Below are 18107 nucleotides of genomic sequence, written 5' to 3' on the forward strand. Positions count from 1 at the left end.
ACCATGTCGAAAAAAGTTGGGATTTGCGTCTTCGGTGCGGGCCGCATGGGCGAGCGGCACATTGCGAACGTCGCGGCGAACGAGCGCGCGGAACTCGCGTACGTCGTCGATACGGACCTGTCCCGTGCGACCGCGCTGGCTGGAAAGTACGGTTCCCGGGCGGTCGACCAACCGTCGGTGGCCTTGTCGGACCCGAGCGTCGATGCGGTCATTATTTCGTCCGCGACGAACACCCATGTCGACCTGATCGTTGCGTCGGCCAAGGCGGGGAAGGCGATTCTGTGCGAAAAGCCGATCGACCTCGACATGTCGAGGGTCGATATGTGCGCGAAGGCGATCGAGGGCTGTGACGTCCCCATCATGATCGGCTTCCAGCGCAGGTTCGATGCGACGCACCGCGCCGTGAGCGACGCGGTAACGCGCGGCGAGGTCGGCGACGTCGAGGTCATCTCGATCGTCAGCCGCGATCCGAGCCCGCCGCCGGCTGCCTACATTGCCGTCTCCGGCGGTCAGTTTCACGACCAGATGATTCACGATTTCGACCTGGCGCTGTGGCTGTCGGGTGCGGCGGGACGCGTCGAGGTCTTCGCGATGGCCAGCAATCTGGTCGATCCCGCGATCGGCGAGTTGGGCGATTCCGACACGGCTCAAGTGACGTTGAGATTCGAGAGCGGCGCATTTTGTCGCATCGATTGCAGCCGGCGCGCCGCGTATGGATACGATCAACGGGTCGAGGTGTTCGGGTCGAAGGGCATGGTATGTTCCGCCAATCCCGGCCGCACCGCGATCGAGCGGTATTCGGTGCACGCAACCGCCGCCCGCGACGTGCTCAACCCGGGCTTCATGGAACGCTATTGGCCGACGTACGCGGCGGAACTCGATGCATTCCTGGATGTGGTGTGTGGCGCTGCTCGCGCTGCTCCCGACTTCGAAAGCGGCCGGCGCGCACTGCTGCTGGCCGATGCGGCGCGCGAGTCCAGCAGGGCCGGACGGATCGTCGTGGTTGACATCGGCCCCGGCGAGCGCCTCTGAAGATCCGATCCGATGAGATGGCTTCCTCGTCCGGCACGCTTCGATGCACCGTGCCGGAGAGGGGCATGGCACGCTTTTCGGCGAGCCAGCGCGATGTCGAGCGCCTGGCTGGTGTCCGGGATGCCGGTCGCCGCCCGGGCGGCCCCGCGTGATCGTCCGATCTGGATGTCGGCCATGGCGTGCCTTCATCGTCCGGTTTCATGGCCGAGTGAATAGCCATCCGGCGTCCAGCTGTTGGCTCGAATTGCAGTTGTCGAATTGATTTTTCGTCTAATTAGATAGGATCACTGAGAAAAACTCCTGAGAGAGGAAACGAGGAATTTGCCGGCATAGGTGGCGAATTTTCTCGACGCGTGGGCATGGTGGTGGATTTGAAGTGACTGTAACGGCCCGCTAGAGGCCAGGATGTTGTTAATGGAGATCTTTTCGTTAAGGAAAACGAAATGTACAGGAAATCGATGTGTGGCCTCATTTTGTCCGCCGGATTATGCGGCGCTCACGCGCAGAGCAGCGTGACGCTTTACGGGCGGGTTGCTTCCGGGCTTGATTTCGTTACGAACGTGGCGACGCCAAGCGGTCAGTCGAAGACCAACTATCGTTTCGGAAGCAATCAGTACGGGATCAGCTGGTGGGGATTGACGGGCAAGGAAGATCTTGGCGGCGGGCTGAAAGCGGAATTCAAGCTCGAAAGCATGTTCACCGCCGGAACGGGGCAGTTGCCGGGACAAAGCCTGTTCAACCGGTACGCATACGTGGGTCTCGGCAAGGACGGCTGGGGAAGCGTGTGGGCCGGCCAGGTCATGAGTCTGACCGACGAGACCGGATTTTATCTTGACCCGTTCGGGCAGCAGGCAACGGGCATCGCGAACTTTGCGAAGGGGCGTGCGTGGGGTTCGCGTTCCAATACATTGACCTATAACTCACCGAAGTGGGCGGGCTTCTCCTTCCGTCTTCAGAACGGCTTCGGCAACCAGGCCGGAAATTTTCGCGGGAGCCGGCAGTTCAGTGGAAGCGCGGCCTATTCTCTCGGTGACTTCAACGCATACGGGGTCTACGAGGAGATCCGCGATGCCAACGGGAAATTCTCGGATCCCTACACCGCGTCGCGCGAATACATGATTGGCGGCACTTATCAGTTCGGCGCGCTGAAGGTTTACACGGGGTATCAGGCCCTGGTGTCATCTGGGCGCGATACGGTCGTCAGTTCCGATAATCCGGCGGGCGCCACGCGGAATGAACAGGAATGGCTGGGGGCAACCTATCAGGCCAACCCCGCGCTGGCATTCCAGGCAGGGTGGTACCACGGTAACGCGAATCATGGCGGCGGCAGCGGCAACCTCGGGGTTGTCGGTGCGACGTACAGCCTGTCGAAGCGCACGTTCGTGTATGCGACGTTCGGCGCCATGTTCAATGGCCGGACGTCCAACTTCCCGGTCGAAACGGCAGACTCCTTGCCGTTGCCGGGGCACAACCAGCAAGGCGGGTACGTCGGCATGATGCACTACTTCTGAATATGACGGACGCCGGGAGGGCTGGCGTGTCGGCGTTGGTCCTTCATCGGCGGGCGCCCCGGTTTCGCGGGGCGCTTCGCTTATGCCGGAATCGGGGTGGCGGCGAGCTGCGCTTGTCATTCGACCTCGACGGCACGGCCTCGCGGCAGTCTCCCATGGAGCAAGACAAAACATGAGCAAGCGAATCCTCTTCGAGAGCACACTCGCCCGGTCCGTCACTCACGTTTCCGGCCGATGGGCGTACGCACTCGAGTTCCAGGCCAACTCAGCGCCTGCGATAGCGACTCGGCGAACTGCTGAAGGAGGTCGGTCGACATCGATGGTCACGCTGTACGCGGCCATCGCAGCTGGCGTGGGCCGCGGTAGGGAGGCGCAGCGTATTACGTTCATGATCGGATAATCACGAAGCGGCGGCACGCCTGGCAGAATCGAATTGCAGAGCGGCAGTCTGTCCGGTGCTCGCGTCGGCGTGAAAGGCGGTGAGGCGCTGAGCGGCGGTGGGGCAGCGTTACTTTCACTCGAGAATGGTTTCAATGCAGTGAACGGCCGAGCTAATCAGGGCCGCCGGCCGTTCGGTCCTCGGAGTCATGTTGGCTTGCGCACGGCCGCCGGTCACATGCTGATCGCGGGACGGCTGTACGACCCGTACGTCCATCTCAAGGAAAAGCGAAAACAGGTTTGTTTGCTCCAGTTCGGATTTCGTTTGCGATGCCCAACCGGCCACGCATGACACGTTTGTTACGTGACAATTGTCCACTAATTAGAGACAGCCAATCTTGTTTTGACGGATTGATGATTTCCGGTGAGACAGTAGACTGCACCCGTGCTTCGCCAGAACCGTTCCGCAGCGCGCCATGACGGCGCGACCGGACGGATTCTTCGGCGGCGGGCCGACCGGCTCGCGGTTCGATCGTGCGAGGAGGGTTCGTTGTCGATCCGTAGGTTCGCCGTTGCGGCGGACGTCGGCATCGAATGCGTCAAACCGTCAATTCAAGGTGATTGCTATGCGTTACGTTTCGCTGGAGTCGAAGAAGGACGAGCTGCTGCTGGCGGCTCGCGTGCTGATGATGATCCTGTTCGTGCTGTTCGGCTGGCAGAAGCTGAACGGCTTCTCGGGCACGGTCGCGTACATGGCCTCGACGGGGGCGCCGTCGCCCGAGTTGTCGGCGGTGATCGCGGTGGCGGTCGAGCTGGTCGGCGGCGCGCTGATCGCGGTCGGGTTCTATACGCGTCCGCTCGCGCTGGTGTTCGCGGCCTATACGCTCGCGACCGCGCTGATCGGGCATCGCTACTGGGCGCTGCAGGGCATGGACCAGTATCTCGCGATGATCCATTTCTACAAGAACATCAGCATCATCGGCGGGCTGCTGTTGCTCGCGGTCAGCGGGCCGGGCCGGTATTCGTTCGACCGGAAGTGAGACAGCGCGGCAGTTTCCTGCCGCACGACGGGCCCGGTGCGCGGAAGCAATCGCGCACCGGGCCTTGTTTCATCGCGCGCACGTCGTCGCCGTGGGATCGAAATCGACATCGGTCGCCGGTTCTCGTATAGATTGGGGCCCTCATCCCCTTTCACCGTTGGCTACCGTGTCGCACCCGACCATTCTCCTCATCGGCGCGTCCGGCCTGCTCGGCCGTGCAGTCGCCGCATCGCTGTCCCGCGAATCGTCGCTGACGCTGGTCGCAACCATCCGCAACCCGGACACCGCCGGCGCGCGGCATCTCACGTTGCCGCCTGAAAACATCGCCCGACTCGACGCTCTCGACCAGCCGGCGCTCGAACATCTCCTTGAAACCCACCGGCCGGCCGCCGTGATCATCTGCGCTGCCGAGCGCCGCCCGGACGTCTGCGAACGCGACCCCGCGGCCGCGCGCGCGATCAACGTCGACGCGCCGGCCCGCATCGGCGCGCTCGCCGCGCGCCACGGCGCGTGGACGCTCGGCATCTCCACCGACTACGTATTCGACGGCAAGGCCGCGCCTTACCGCGAAGATGCCACGCCGAACCCGCTGAACATCTATGGCCGCACCAAGCTGGAAGGCGAGGCCGCGTTGCTCGCCGCGTCGCCGCTTGCCTGCGTGCTGCGCCTGCCGTTGCTCTATGGCCCGATCGTCGACTGGCGCGAGTCGGCCGTCACGAGCCTCGTGCCGGCGATCGCCGCGTCCGCGCGACCGGGCGCGGACGCGGCCGGCATGGACGCGTGGGCGATCCGCTATCCGACCTACACGCCCGACGTCGCGGAGGTCATCCGCGACCTGACGCTGCGCCATCTCGCGGGCTCGTCCGTCACCGGCATCCGTCATTGGTCGGGCCGGGAACCGATGACGAAGTACGACATCGCGCAGCGGATCGCGGCCGCGCTCGGCGTCGACGCAGCGCTCGCGCGGATCGACACGCCGGCCGATGCGACGCCGCGCCCGTACGATTGCCATCTGGATGCTGCGAGCCTGCGCGCACTCGGGATCGAGCATGCGACACCGTTCGCGACCGGGCTGCAAGCCGTGTTGCGCGACGCGCCGCCGCTGCCGTAAGCGCGGCGTGCGCCGCGCTGCCGAAACGCGCGGCGGCGGTCATCGTCGCCGCACGGCAAGACGTTGCACTGCGCAACATTCCCGATTGCCGGGAAACGTCGTGGCCGCGTGGCGGCGCGTCCGGCTCGCCGATAGCCTGACGCATACGAACAAATCACGCGCGCACGGGCGGGCCCATGCCGGCACGTCTTCGTGCCGGACCCGATCGCGCGCGACCTGCGCGACGCCGGGCATGAGCGTCGCGCGCCCCGTCATTTGACACCCCGCGCGCCCGGCCATTAAAGTCGCGTCGCGGGGCGGTGGGTCAAGCACACCCCCGGAACAGGCAGCCGATGTTCCAGGACTACGGGGCTACCCCGTGGATGAGACCGACACCCCGATGCGTCGCAAGAGCGCAGGTTGCGCGTTGCGCAACGACTGCTCTCGCAGCACCTGTCACGTTGACTCATCGTCCCGCCCATTCTTCTCCATGCAAGCATCCCGGTTCGATACAGCCCGCGCGATTGCCGAAGCGATGCTGGCCGGCCCGCCCGAACGCGGCGGCATGCTCGAGCGCATCGCGACCGTGCTCGGCGCCGCACCGTCGTGGGGGCACGCGCTCGTGGATCACGCGATCGCGCACTTCGGCACGAACTGGACCGGCGTCGATACCGACCTGCTGGCAAGCGCGCTGGCCGATACGTCGGCGTTCATGATCGCGTGGTACGGCAATCATCGGCCGGTCGTGATGCGCATCGTGCGCCGGCCGCCGGTTCAGCGACCGTTGCCGCCGCGGCTCGCCGGCATCGACGTGCCGCCATGGCCGACGTGCGGCGACCTTGCACGCTGGCTCGGCGTGAGTGCGCCCGAGCTCGACTGGCTGTCCGACCGCTGGCGTGTCGACACGCGCGGCAGCGACTCGCCGCTGCATCACTACACGTACGCGGGCTACGACAAGCGTCGCGGCGGCTGCCGCCTGATCGAGATCCCGAAGGGCCGGCTGCGCGAAGCGCAGCGCCGCATCCTGCACGGGCTGCTCGATCGCATCCCGCCGCACGATGCGGCACACGGCTTTCGCAAGGGGCGGGGGATCGTGTCGTTCGCCGCGCCGCATGCGGATCGCGACGTCGTCGTCCGTTTCGATCTCGCGGATTTCTTCGTGTCGGTGCGCGCGGCGCGGGTCCATGCGCTGTTCACGACGCTGGGCTATCCGGCGGAAGTGGCGCGGACGCTGACCGCGCTGTGCACCAACCGCGTGCCGTCGGCGCGGCTGCTCGCGCCCGACCTGCGCGACCGGTTCGACTGGGCCGGCCGCCAGCGCTACCGCAGCCGCCATCTGCCGCAGGGCGCGCCGACCTCGCCGGCGCTGGCGAACCTGTGCGCGTTCCGCCTCGACATGCGGCTCGCGGCGCTCGCGCGTTCGCTCGACGCGACCTACACGCGCTATGCGGACGATCTCGCGTTCTCGGGCGGCGGCGCGTTCGCGCGCGAGGCGGGGCGGCTGCAGGCGAGGGTCGCCGCGATCGCACTCGAGGAAGGCTTCGCGCTGCAACTGCGCAAGACGCGCGTGATGCGGCGCGGCGTGCGGCAGCAACTGGCCGGCGTGGTCGTCAATCGCCAACCGAACCTGGCGCGCGACGAGTTCGATGTCCTGAAGGCCATCCTGACCAACTGCATCCGCCACGGACCGGTGTCGCAGAATCGCGCCGCGCACGCGGATTTCCGCGCGCACCTGGCCGGACGCGTCGCCCATGCAAGCGCGCTGAACGCCGCGCGCGGCGCGAAGCTGCATGCATTGTTCACACGGATCGCGTGGGACGGGCGCGGCTACGATGCGTAATTCGCCGCGCCGGCGTCGATGCTCGCGGGCCGACGAAGCCGCGCGTGCGCCGGACCGCAAAAGTCTTCAAACACGATGGATGCGCACTGCTATCATTCGCGCCATGCCGCGCCCGTGCAAGGGTGCGACGCCCGGTGGCGACGAGGTCGCCACCGACGGCTCGCCGCGTGTTGCGTATCGATGTCATCCGGCTTTCGACGATCGCGTTGCCTGCGGCACACTGCGAAAGCCTCGCAGGTCCAGGCAAACGATTCACGTATCGCAACACAGATTGGCGGAACTTCGTGATAGGTTCAGCCATCGGAGGTTTTTTGAATAAAACATGCCCAAAGAGGATGAATACATGACCCAGGCCCTGCAGGAACTCGAAGCACAACTTCGGGACCTGAACATCAAGTTGTCGGACGCCAAGCAGAAGGAGAAGCAAGCCGCACTCTCGGCATTCAAGGAGCAGGTCGAGCTGTTGGGCATCTCGCAGCAGGAAGTGCTGAGCGCCCTCGGCTACATCGTCCAGCGAAAACGCAAGGCGCCTGCCAAGTATTACGATCCGACGACCGGCCGCTCATGGTCGGGCCGCGGCCCGCGACCCAAATGGCTCGAAGGCAAGGATCTCGACACGCTGCTCGTCGACCGCGAGGCCAAAACCTGGTGGCCCGGGGACGACCAGGGCTGACCCAGCATCGCACCGGCACCACTCCGGTGCCGTTCGACCCGCGCCGGCGGCGACGCCGGCCACGCAACACCGGTTTCTCCTCCTTCTTTCGGTGTCCCGCCTGATTGCGGGTCCCGGCTTCCGAATCTTTCAAATTCATTACCGCTGCCGCCCGTTTCCGTTCCCGGAAGCGGGCGTGCGGCGCTTTCCGTGCGCGCGCGCTTGCCGGCCCGTCATGCGCGGGAACTGGCTTTAGAATGTCGCCCGGACATTTCCGGCAGGACATCATGGCAGCAAACATCAAATCTTCGACGCTCGGCGATCCGGCGGCGCCGCGCACGGAGCAGGTCGGGTCGTACGCATGGAAGGCGCTGGCCGGCTCGGCGATTGGCTACGCGATGGACGGCTTCGACCTGCTGATTCTCGGCTTCATGCTGCCCGCGATCACGGCTGCGCTGCAGCTGACGCCCGGACAGGGCGGCGCGCTCGTCACGTGGACGCTGATCGGCGCCGTCGCGGGCGGCATTCTGTTCGGTGCCCTGAGCGACCGCTACGGCCGCGTGCGCGTGCTGACCTGGACGATCATGCTGTTCGCTGTCTTCACCGGCCTGTGCGCGTTCGCGCAGGGCTTCCGCGATCTGCTCGTGTATCGGACCATCGCCGGCATCGGCCTCGGCGGCGAGTTCGGGATCGGCATGGCGCTCGCGGCCGAAGCGTGGCCGGCGAGCAAGCGGGCCCGCGTGTCGTGCTACGTCGCGCTCGGCTGGCAGGCCGGCGTGCTGCTGGCCGCGCTGCTGACGCCGCTGCTGCTGCGCCAGGTCGGCTGGCGCGGGATGTTCGTGGTCGGCGTGCTGCCCGCGCTGCTCGCGTGGGTGCTGCGCAACCGGCTGCACGAGCCGGAAGTCTTCGTGCAGCGCGCGACGCAGCCGCGCGCCAACGCGTTCCGGATGCTCGTCGCCGACGCCCGCACCGCGCGCACGAGTCTCGGCATCGTGATCCTGTGCTCGGTCCAGAACTTCGGCTACTACGGGATCATGATCTGGCTGCCGACCTTCCTGTCGAAACAGATGGGCTTCTCGCTGACGAAGTCGGGGCTGTGGACGGCGGCGACCGTCGTCGGGATGATGATCGGCGTCTGGACGTTCGGGCAGCTCGCCGATCGCATCGGCCGCAAGCCGACGTTCCTGCTGTACCAGCTCGGCTCGGTCGTGACGGTCGTTGCGTATGCGCGCCTGTCGGACCCGACGGCGATGCTGTGGGCCGGCGCGCTGATGGGGATGTTCGTCAACGGGATGGTGGGCGGCTACGGGGCGCTGATGTCCGAGGGCTATCCGACCGCCGCGCGCGCGACCGCGCAGAACGTGCTGTGGAATCTCGGCCGCGCGGTCGGCGGCTTCGGGCCGGTGGCGGTCGGCGCGCTGGCCGCGCGCTACTCGTTCCAGACGGCGATCGCGTTGCTCGCGGGCCTTTATGTGCTCGACATGATCGCGACGCTGTTCCTGATCCCCGAGCTCAAGGGCGTCGAGCTCGAATGACGAGGCGCGGCGCCCGGCCGGGTGCCGCGGCCCGGCGTCACGCCGCCATGCAGTTCAACGATTCATCACCGGAATTCACGATGCTCGCCGGACGCGGAACAGGCGCCGCGACAGGGCCGCCACGATAGGGCCGCCGCGCGCGGGTGCGTCAGTCGCCCGCCGTGGGCGCTGACGGCGGCCGTTCGTCCAGCCGGTCGAGCACCTGCTTCCAGTCGAACGGCAGCAGCGCGTCGTAGGCGAGCCCGCGCGCGGCCATCCTGTCGACGAAGCGATCCTGCACGCGGGCGCACGCATCGCTCATCTCCGGCGCCACGCCGCCTTCGCGCAGCGTGTCGCACACTTCGCGCATCTCCGCCGCGCGCCGGCGTCCGTGCTCGGCGACGCGGCTGATCAGGTAGCCGGGCAGGTCGGGCAGCGTCGCGAACGAGCCGAAGGTCTGCCGCAGCGACGCGAGCACCAGCGCATCGGCGTCGTATGCGCGTGCGGCGTCCAGGCATTCGACGGTCAGCGCCTCGATTCCCTTGATCATCACGCTGCGGCACATCTTCGCCGCCGACGCGACGCCGACGCGGGTCGACACGGGCTGCGCGTCGAAGCCGAGCGCGTTCAGCTCGCACGCGACCGCTTCGGCCGCCAGGCCGGCGAGCAGCATCGGCACGGCGAGGCCGTGCGGCGGCACGGGCGCCATCACGGCCGCTTCGACGTAGCGGCCGCCGGCGGCTTCGATCAGCCGTTGGCCGTGCTGCTTCATCGCGGGCGATACCGAGTTGATGTCGATGAAGGTCTGGCCCGGGCGGATGTGCGTGGCGACCGCCGCGGCGACTTCCGCGTCGGACGACGCCGTCACGGCGGACACGATCCAGCGTGCGTCGCGGATCGCGGCGGCGAGCGTCGACGCGGCTTCGACGCGCAGGCGCGCGGCCTTGTCGCGCATCGCGGGCGCCGACCGTGCATCGTCGAGCTGCCGGTCGTACATCGTCACGCGCACGTCGCGGGCGGCCAGCGCGCCGCCGAGCAGGCCGCCGGCTTCGCCGAAACCGATGAAGGCAATCGCCGGGTCGATCATCGTGTCGCTCCTCAGGAAGGTGATGCGCGGGCGGGGCGAGCGGTGTCGCGATGCCTTATGGCAGTGCCGCGCAGCGGCCGGACGCCGAACCGCATATCGACTGCATTGTCGGTCGATTCAAGTACCGGCCGCGATGCGAATCGGGTGCGGCAGCCATGCGCTTTCCTTATCGCGCGGCGGCGGTGGCGTGCGGCGTGCGCGCGACCTCGGTCGCGACGACGCGAATCGCATCGATCAACGCGCGCGCGGCCGGCGATGGCGGGCTGCCGGCGCGTGTCATCAGGCCGATGTCGCGGGTCGTTTCGCGCATCGGGACGTCGAGAACGGCCAGCAGCCCCGCTTCGCATTCGTAGTGCAGCTGCTGCGCGGACAGTACCGCGAGCATGTCGGTGTGCAGCAGCAGGCCGCGAATCACCGCGAGGTCGGCGCTCTCGACGGTCGGCATCGGCGGCTTGAGCTTCATGCGCCGGAACCGCGATTCGAACAGGCCGCGCGCGGGCGAGTGGCTGCGCGGCAGGATCCATTGCGCGCGGGCGAGGCTCGCGAGCCCGAGGTTGCGCACACCGGCGAGCGGGTGATCGTGCCGCGCGAGCACGACGAGATTCTCGGACATCAGCCGTTCGTTCTCGAGGTCGCTCGCCGGATCGCTCGCGCGCAACGCGCCGAGGATGAAGTCGATGTCACCGGCGCGCACGCCGGCGACGAGCGCCTCGTACGCGCTTTCGTCGGTGATCACGCGCACCTTCGGGTAGCGCGTGACGACGCGCGCGACCGCTTCGGGCAGCATCAGCGTGCGGCCGAGCGGCAGCGCGCCGACGGTCACGACACCCTGGATGCTGCCGTGCAGCGCGGCGACGTCGTCGGCGACGTGCCGCAGTTCGTTCAGCGCGCGCCGCACGTGCAGCAGGAACGTCTCGCCGTCGGTCGTCAGCAGCAGGCCGCGCGGATGACGATGGAACAGCGCGAAACCCGCGCCGCTCTCGAGAATCCGGATCGCGCTGCTGACGGCCGGCTGCGTGACGCCGAGCGCACGCGCCGCGCTCGGCATGTGCCGGTGCCGCGCGAGCGTCGAGAACAGCTGGAGCCGCCGCGTGTTGAGCAGGAACGCGGGCAGGCCGCCTTCGGCCGATGCGCGGCGGCGCGACTGGCGCAGCGTGCACCAGTTCGCGAGCGCGCCGAGTTCGGCGAACACGCGTTCGCCGCGCTTCAGCACCGCACGCCCGACCGGCGTCGCGAGCATGCCCGACGGCTTGCGATCGAACAGCGGTTCGCCGAGGGCCGTTTCGAGTTCCTGCACCGCGCGCGTGACGGCCGACTGCGCGCGAAACAGCGTGGCGGCGGCCCGGCTCACGCTGCCCGTTTCGGCAACGCGCTGCACCGCGTACAGGCAGGCGAGGTTCGGGAGTTCGGTGTTGTCCATGGGGCGATCGGGCGGTGTGCGTCGCGGCGGCGAACGCGGGGATGACATGCCTGCATCCGTGCGGCCCGCGCCGGCGGCGGAGCGGGTTGACCGACTTTACCGGAACGGTGGCGGCGGAGCTTGCGTCGTGCTTATCCGCCTATCTGTTTTGTTTATCGATCGTGAATCGTCCGGCGACCGGCCGCGAACGGCGACCCGGCGCGTGTCCAGCCGCGAGCGCCATGTCCGGCGGGCTTCCCGGGCATCGGCGTGGCGGTTCGCATGGTGGCTCAAAGCTTGTCCGACAGGCCGTTTCGTCGAAATACAAGGGTTTACCCTGACTGTCTCGTGTGGCCGCCGAATGCGTAATTTCGATCCCGGGGACCGCAAGCACGCGGTTGCCGGCGCATCGGGCCGCCATCTGATTCATTGTTCGTCCGATCACGAAGGGCGTTGCGCGTCGCGCGGCGCCCGCATACACGAGCGAGGCAGCGCAATGGGACGACAGCACATCATCGGGGCCGGCGGATCGACGGACGCGGCGCGGGGCAGCACGACGTTTGCCGACACGGTACGCGCGGGTATTCGCGGCGGCCTCGCGGGTGCGGTGCTGATCTGGGTGTACGAGGCGCTCGTCTGGGTCGGCGCGCAGCACCTGATGCCGCTCGCCGGCATTCCGCGCAACGCGACGGGGCTCGTGTTCGGCAAGGCCGCGCAGGAGGCGCTGGGCATCGGCGCGTACTTCATCGGCACCGCGATCCACTTCGTTTTCGCACTGTCGTGGGGCATCGTGTTCGCGGCGATCTGGCCGTGGTTTCGCCGGCGCGGCTTCGAGGCGACGTTCGTCGCGCTGTTCTTCGCGATCGTCGCGTGGATCGTGATGCACGCGCTGATCATGATCGCATCGAGCAATCATCCGAACTATTTCGACCCGAACGTGATCATCGGCGGGTTCATGTCGCATTTCGTCTTCACCGTTCCGCTTGCGCTGGTCGTCAAGCGCAGCCTCGCGCCGCAGCCGCACCGCCGCGTCTCGTAAGCGGACGCGCACGCATTCAATCAGTGGCGGACGGCGAGGCCGGACCGCATTCGAGCATCACCAAGGAGCATTGGCATGGCACGGATTATCGGAGGCATCGCAGCCTCCCACACGCCCACGATCGGGTTCGCGTTCGACAAGAACAAGCATGACGATCCCGTCTGGGCGCCGATCTTCGAGAACTTCGCGCCGCTGGGCGCGTGGCTCGCCGACCAGCGCCCCGACGTGCTGCTGTTCATCTACAACGACCACGTGACGTCGTTCTTCTTCGACCACTACTCGGCGTTCTCGCTCGGCGTCGGGCCGCAGTGGGATCCGGCGGACGAAGGCGGCGGCGCGCGCGACCTGCCGCCGATCGCCGGCCACCCGGCGCTGGCCGCGCATATCGGCCAGTCGCTGATGGCCGACGAGTTCGACATGTCGTTCTTCCAGAACAAGCCGCTCGACCACGGCTGCTTCTCGCCGCTGTCGGTGCTGTGTCCGCACCGGCCCGACTGGCCGGTGCGGCTCGTGCCGCTGCAGATGGGCGTGCTGCAGTTGCCGGTGCCGTCCGCGCGCCGGTTTTTCCGGCTCGGGCAGGCGCTGCGCCGCGCGATCGAAAGCTATCCGGAAGACCTGCGCGTCGCGATCGTCGCGACCGGCGGGCTGTCGCACCAGGTGCACGGCGAGCGCTCGGGCTTCAACAATCCCGAATGGGACGCGCGTTTCCTCGACCTGCTCGAGCGCGACCCCGAACGCCTGGCCGGCATGCCGCTCGCCGAATACGCGACGCTCGGCGGCTTTGAAGGCGCCGAGGTCGTGATGTGGCTCACGATGCGCGGTGCGTTGCCGGCCGGCGTCGTGTGCCGTCACCGCAGCTACTACCTGCCGTCGATGACGGGCATCGCGACGGCCGTCTACGAGCCGGCCGACACCGACGTCGACGAAGCGGCCGCCGAACGCCATCGGCAGCGGATCGCGGCGGAGCTCGCCGGCGTCGAGCAACTGCCGGGGACCTATCCGTTCACGATCGAGCGGGCCGTTCGCGCATACCGGATCAACGATTACCTGCACCGGATGATCGAGCCCGCGCATCGCGCGCGGTTCCTGAGCGACCCCGAAGCGAGTTTCGAAGCCGCGGGCCTGAGCACCGACGAGCGCGACCTGATCCGCCAGCGCGACTGGCTCGGCCTGCTGCGCTACGGCGTGATCTTCTTCCTGCTGGAGAAGCTGGGCGCGGTGACGGGCGTATCGAACCTGCACATCTACGCGGCGATGCGCGGCGAATCGCTGGAGGAATTCCAGCGCACGCGCAACGCGCCGGGCGCGCTGTACTCGGTGGCCGGCAAGAGTGCGGGGCCGCTGGGCTGGGACGACGCGGACAAGCCGCGCAACACGTAACGCGTGACGAAGGCGCGAGCGGGAGCGTAGCGCCTTCGTGACCGCAAGTTCGGAAGTGAATCAAGCCATATAAATAGGATGACGAATCGATCGATCTATTGGTCGATCGTCGACAAGGAGACAGGAGAGTCATGATGGCAAGTGGAAAGACAATCGACATCAAGGCGTTCATCGATGAACGGCCGGTGTCGCGGTACCAGTGGCTGCTGGTCGTGCTGTGCTGCCTCGTCGTGATCGCCGACGGGATGGACGTCGCGATCATGGGTTTCGTCGCACCGTCGGTGATTCGCGACTGGGCGATCTCGCGGCCCGAGTTCGGGCTCGTGATGAGCGCGGCACCGATCGGTCTCGTGATCGGCGCGCTGCTGGCCGGCCCGAGCGCCGACCGGTTCGGGCGCAAGCGCGTGCTGATCGCGTCGGTGTTCCTGTTCGGCGTGTTCACGATCGTGACCGCGCAAGCGCATTCGCCGTTCGAGATGGCGATGCTGCGGCTGCTGACCGGCATCGGTCTCGGCGCGGCAATGCCGAACACGACGACGCTGTTGTCGGAGTACGCGCCGCAGCGGATGCGCGCGCTGATGATCACCGTGATGTTCACCGGTTTCAACCTCGGCTCGGCGCTGATCGGCTTCGTCGCCGGCTGGCTGATTCCGCTGCACGGCTGGCGCACGGTGCTGCTGTTCGGTGGCGCGCTGCCGCTGCTGCTGATTCCGCTGCAGCTGTGGCTGCTGCCCGAATCGGCGCGGCTGCTGGCCGTGCGCGGCGCGCCGTCGCAGCGCATCGGCGCGCTGCTGAACCGCGTGTGCGGCGGGCAGTTCAGCGGCAACGAGACGTTCGTGTCGAACGAGCCGCCGCTGCCGACGCGCAAGCCGATCGGCGTGCTGTTCTCGCAAGGCTATGGCCGCGTGACGCTGTCGCTGTGGATCACGTACTTCATGGGGCTGCTGGTGATCTACCTGCTGACCGGCTGGCTGCCGACGCTGATCAAGGACGCCGGCCTGTCCGTCAGCACGGCGGCGAACGTGACCGCGATGTTCCAGATCGGCGGCACGATCGGGGCGATCGGCGTGGGCTGGCTGATGGACCGCGTGCGGCCGGCGCCGGTGATCGGCGCCGCATATCTCGGCGGCGGGCTGTGCGTGGCCGTGATCGCGTGGGCCGGTGCGTTGTCGTCGTCGCTCGCGCTGCTGGTGTTCGCCGCCGGATTCTGCATGAGCGGCGCGCAGACGGGGCTGAACGCGTATGCGCCGGGACGCTATCCGACCGTTGCGCGCGCAACCGGCGTGAGCTGGATGCTGGGGATGGGCCGCTTCGGCAGCATCTTCGGCTCGGCGATCGGCGGCGCGCTGCTCGGCGTCGGCTGGAAGTTCGACGCAATCCTGTCGATGCTCGCGGTGCCGGCCACGCTGGCCGCGATCGCGATCATGACGACGCAGCGCGCGGCCGCGCCCGAACCGCAGGAACTCGAAAACCCGGCGCACTGACGCACGTTGCGGACCGCCGTCCGGCGCGGTTGTCGGCAGGGTGCCGGACACATCATCAAACGCAGGAGCATCAATGATCATCGACATTCACGGCCACTACACCACCGCGCCGAAGGCGCTGGAAGCGTGGCGCAATCGCCAGGTCGCGGCGATCGGCAGTCCGTCGGAACAACCGAAGGTGGCCGAGCTGAACATCAGCGACGACGAACTGCGCGAATCGATCGAACACAACCAGCTGCGGCTGATGCGCGAGCGCGGCCTCGACCTGACGATCTTCAGCCCGCGCGCGAGCTTCATGGCGCATCACATCGGCGACTTCGCGGTGTCGAGCACGTGGGCGGCCGTGTGCAACGAGCTGTGCCATCGCGTCCAGCAGCTCTTTCCCGATCATTTCGTGCAGGCCGCGATGCTGCCGCAGAGCCCGGGCGTCGATGTCGCGACCTGCGTTCCGGAGCTCGTGCGCTGCGTCGAGGAATACGGCAACGTCGCGATCAACCTGAATCCGGACCCGTCCGGCGGCCACTGGACGAGCCCGCCGCTGTCGGACCGCTACTGGTACCCGATCTACGAGAAGATGGTCGAGTACGACATTCCCGCGATGATCCACGTGAGCACGAGCTGCAACGCGTGCTTCCACACGACGGGCGCGCACTACCTGAACGCCGACACCACGGCCTTCATGCAGTGCCTGACCTCCGACCTGTTCCGCGATTTTCCGACGCTGCGTTTCGTGATCCCGCATGGCGGCGGCGCGGTGCCGTATCACTGGGGACGTTTTCGCGGGCTCGCGCAGGAGCTGAAGAAGCCGCTGCTGAAGGACCACCTGCTGAACAACGTGTTCTTCGATACGTGCGTCTATCACCAGCCGGGCATCGACCTGCTGACCGGCGTGATTCCGGTCGACAACATCCTGTTCGCGAGCGAGATGATCGGCGCGGTGCGCGGCATCGATCCCGAAACCGGTCACTACTACGACGACACGAAGCGCTACATCGACGCATCGTCGCTCGATGCAGACGCGCGTCGCAAGATCTACGAAGGCAATGCGCGACGCGTGTATCCGCGCCTGGATGCGCAACTGAAAGCGAAGGGGCTCTGATCATGACTGAACTCGGCGTGGTGTACCGCACGATCCATCGGGCGGACCAGGACGTCGCCGCGCGCCTCGGCGCGCTCGGCTCGGCAACGGTGCACGAGGCGATGGGCCGCACGGGGCTGCTCAAGCCGTACATGCGGCCGATCTATCCGCGTGCGCACGCATCCGGCACCGCCGTCACGGTGCTGCTGCATCCGGGCGACAACTGGATGATGCATGTCGCGGCCGAACAGATCCGGCCGGGCGACGTGGTCGTCGCGGCAGTCACCGCGGATTGCACCGACGGCTATTTCGGCGACCTGCTCGCGACGAGCTTCAAGGCGCGCGGCGCGCACGCGCTGATCATCGATGCCGGCGTGCGCGACGTCGCGGTGCTCGAGACGATGCAGTTCCCGGTCTGGAGCAAGGCGATTTCGGCGAAAGGCACGATCAAGGCGACGCTCGGCTCGGTGAACGTGCCGGTCGTGTGCGCGGGGGCGCTCGTCAATCCCGGCGACGTGATCGTCGCGGACGACGACGGCGTCGTCGTGGTGCCGGCCGCGCGTGCGGCGCAGGTGCTCGAGAAAGCCATCGCGCGCGAGTCGAACGAAGCCGCGAAGCGCGCGAAGCTCGCGTCCGGCGTGCTCGGGCTCGACATGTACGACATGCGCGAGCCGCTGCGTCAGGCCGGCCTGCGCTACATCGACTGATGCAGGCGGCGACGATGGAGCAGACGCGAGGCGCGGCGACGGCCGTCTCGGGCATTTCGTCGATGGCGACGCGGCCGCTGCTGGCGCGGCTCGTCGCCGACCATGCGCGCGACACGGGATGTCGCGTATCGATCACGTCGGTCGGCGGCGTCGATGCCGCGCGGCGCGTGCGGGATGGCGAGCCGTTCGATTTCGTCGTGCTCGCGTCCGATGCGATCGAGCGGCTGGCGGCGGACGGCCATGTCGACGCGGGCAGCCGCGTGGACGTCGCGCGCTCGGGCATCGCGGTCGCGGTGGCGAGCGGCGCGACGCGGCCGGATATCGGCACCGAGGCGGCGTTGCGCGACGCGATCCTGCGCGCCGGCCGGATCGGTTATTCGACGGGGCCGAGCGGCACGCACCTGAATCGTCTGTTCGCGCGCTGGGGCATCGTCGACGCGATCGCACCGCGTATCGTGCAGGCGCCGGCGGGCGTGCCGGTCGGCGCGTTGATCGCATCCGGCGACGTCGAGCTCGGCTTTCAGCAACTGAGCGAGCTGATGCACGTGCCGGGCATCGATGTCGCGGGCGCGCTGCCGGATCCGGTTCAGGCGGTGACGGTGTTCGCCGCCGCGCTATGCAGCACCGCACGCGATCGCGCGGCCGCCGCACGGTTTCTCGCGTATCTCGCGTCGCCGCAAGCCGATCGCGTCAAGCGCGAACACGGGATGGAACCCGCGTGAGTCCGGGCGGCACGAATCGATAAACGGATCAGATGGGATTCGGCATTCTTCGCAACGGGAACGGACGACGAGCTTAGTTATGCTGATGAAGAAGTGACGGGCGATCCGGGCAGACCCGCGTCGCCCGATGCACCGCAAGACCGACACAACGTTG

The 18107-nt window shown here is 67.4% G+C and carries 15 protein-coding genes; 13 read left to right on the top strand and 2 right to left on the bottom strand.

The window, feature by feature from the left end:
- Positions 1-3: 3 nt before the first annotated feature.
- The 7 genes from iolG (at position 4) to DIE22_RS25885 (ending at position 9078) form a co-directional block, all read left to right on the top strand.
- Positions 4-1032 (top strand): inositol 2-dehydrogenase, encoded by a 1029-nt coding sequence (gene iolG / locus DIE22_RS25850; RefSeq protein ID WP_124606428.1) that lies wholly within the window; start codon positions 4-6, stop codon positions 1030-1032.
- 443 nt (positions 1033-1475) lie between these two features.
- On the top strand, positions 1476-2543 hold the full coding sequence (locus DIE22_RS25855; RefSeq protein WP_124606392.1) for a porin: 1068 nt from the start codon (positions 1476-1478) through the stop codon (positions 2541-2543).
- A gap of 1004 nt (positions 2544-3547) precedes the next feature.
- Positions 3548-3961: a DoxX family protein gene (locus tag DIE22_RS25865; RefSeq protein ID WP_124606393.1), complete on the top strand. Its 414-nt coding sequence runs from the start codon at positions 3548-3550 to the stop codon at positions 3959-3961.
- Between the two features lie 166 nt (positions 3962-4127).
- Positions 4128-5072 carry a dTDP-4-dehydrorhamnose reductase family protein gene (locus DIE22_RS25870; protein WP_124606394.1) on the top strand — a complete coding sequence of 315 codons (945 nt, stop codon included), beginning with the start codon at positions 4128-4130 and terminating at the stop codon, positions 5070-5072.
- A 469-nt stretch (positions 5073-5541) separates the two neighbouring features.
- On the top strand, positions 5542-6891 hold the full coding sequence (locus DIE22_RS25875) for a reverse transcriptase family protein (protein WP_124606395.1): 1350 nt from the start codon (positions 5542-5544) through the stop codon (positions 6889-6891).
- A gap of 343 nt (positions 6892-7234) precedes the next feature.
- The gene (locus tag DIE22_RS25880) at positions 7235-7564 is read left to right on the top strand and encodes an H-NS family nucleoid-associated regulatory protein (protein WP_124497019.1); all 330 of its coding nucleotides are present in this window, start codon (positions 7235-7237) and stop codon (positions 7562-7564) included.
- A gap of 266 nt (positions 7565-7830) precedes the next feature.
- Positions 7831-9078, top strand: coding sequence for an MFS transporter (locus DIE22_RS25885; protein ID WP_124606396.1), 1248 nt, complete (start codon positions 7831-7833; stop codon positions 9076-9078).
- 148 nt (positions 9079-9226) lie between these two features.
- Here DIE22_RS25885 and DIE22_RS25890 read toward each other — a convergent pair whose 3' ends face one another.
- Entirely contained in the window at positions 9227-10144 is a 918-nt protein-coding gene (locus DIE22_RS25890) for an NAD(P)-dependent oxidoreductase (protein ID WP_124606397.1), read from the bottom strand.
- A gap of 166 nt (positions 10145-10310) precedes the next feature.
- Positions 10311-11564, bottom strand: coding sequence for a LysR family transcriptional regulator (locus DIE22_RS25895; RefSeq protein WP_124606398.1), 1254 nt, complete (start codon positions 11562-11564; stop codon positions 10311-10313).
- Between the two features lie 475 nt (positions 11565-12039).
- Between DIE22_RS25895 and DIE22_RS25900 the strand changes: the two genes are divergently transcribed.
- The 6 genes from DIE22_RS25900 (at position 12040) to DIE22_RS25925 (ending at position 17953) form a co-directional block, all read left to right on the top strand.
- Positions 12040-12582, top strand: a complete 543-nt coding sequence (locus tag DIE22_RS25900) for a hypothetical protein (protein ID WP_124606399.1) — start codon at positions 12040-12042, stop codon at positions 12580-12582.
- 75 nt (positions 12583-12657) lie between these two features.
- Positions 12658-13962 carry a gallate dioxygenase gene (locus DIE22_RS25905; RefSeq protein ID WP_124606400.1) on the top strand — a complete coding sequence of 435 codons (1305 nt, stop codon included), beginning with the start codon at positions 12658-12660 and terminating at the stop codon, positions 13960-13962.
- Between the two features lie 134 nt (positions 13963-14096).
- The gene (locus tag DIE22_RS25910) at positions 14097-15446 is read left to right on the top strand and encodes an aromatic acid/H+ symport family MFS transporter (protein ID WP_124497134.1); all 1350 of its coding nucleotides are present in this window, start codon (positions 14097-14099) and stop codon (positions 15444-15446) included.
- A gap of 73 nt (positions 15447-15519) precedes the next feature.
- Entirely contained in the window at positions 15520-16545 is a 1026-nt protein-coding gene (locus DIE22_RS25915) for an amidohydrolase family protein (protein WP_124606401.1), read from the top strand.
- A gap of 2 nt (positions 16546-16547) precedes the next feature.
- A complete protein-coding gene (gene ligK / locus DIE22_RS25920; RefSeq protein ID WP_124497012.1) occupies positions 16548-17231 on the top strand; it encodes a 4-carboxy-4-hydroxy-2-oxoadipate aldolase/oxaloacetate decarboxylase in 684 nt (227 codons plus the stop codon).
- 14 nt (positions 17232-17245) lie between these two features.
- Positions 17246-17953: a substrate-binding domain-containing protein gene (locus DIE22_RS25925; RefSeq protein WP_124606402.1), complete on the top strand. Its 708-nt coding sequence runs from the start codon at positions 17246-17248 to the stop codon at positions 17951-17953.
- The last annotated feature ends 154 nt before the right edge of the window (positions 17954-18107 follow it).

The sequence above is a fragment of the Burkholderia sp. Bp9142 genome (assembly GCF_003853415.1).
Taxonomy (GTDB): domain Bacteria; phylum Pseudomonadota; class Gammaproteobacteria; order Burkholderiales; family Burkholderiaceae; genus Burkholderia.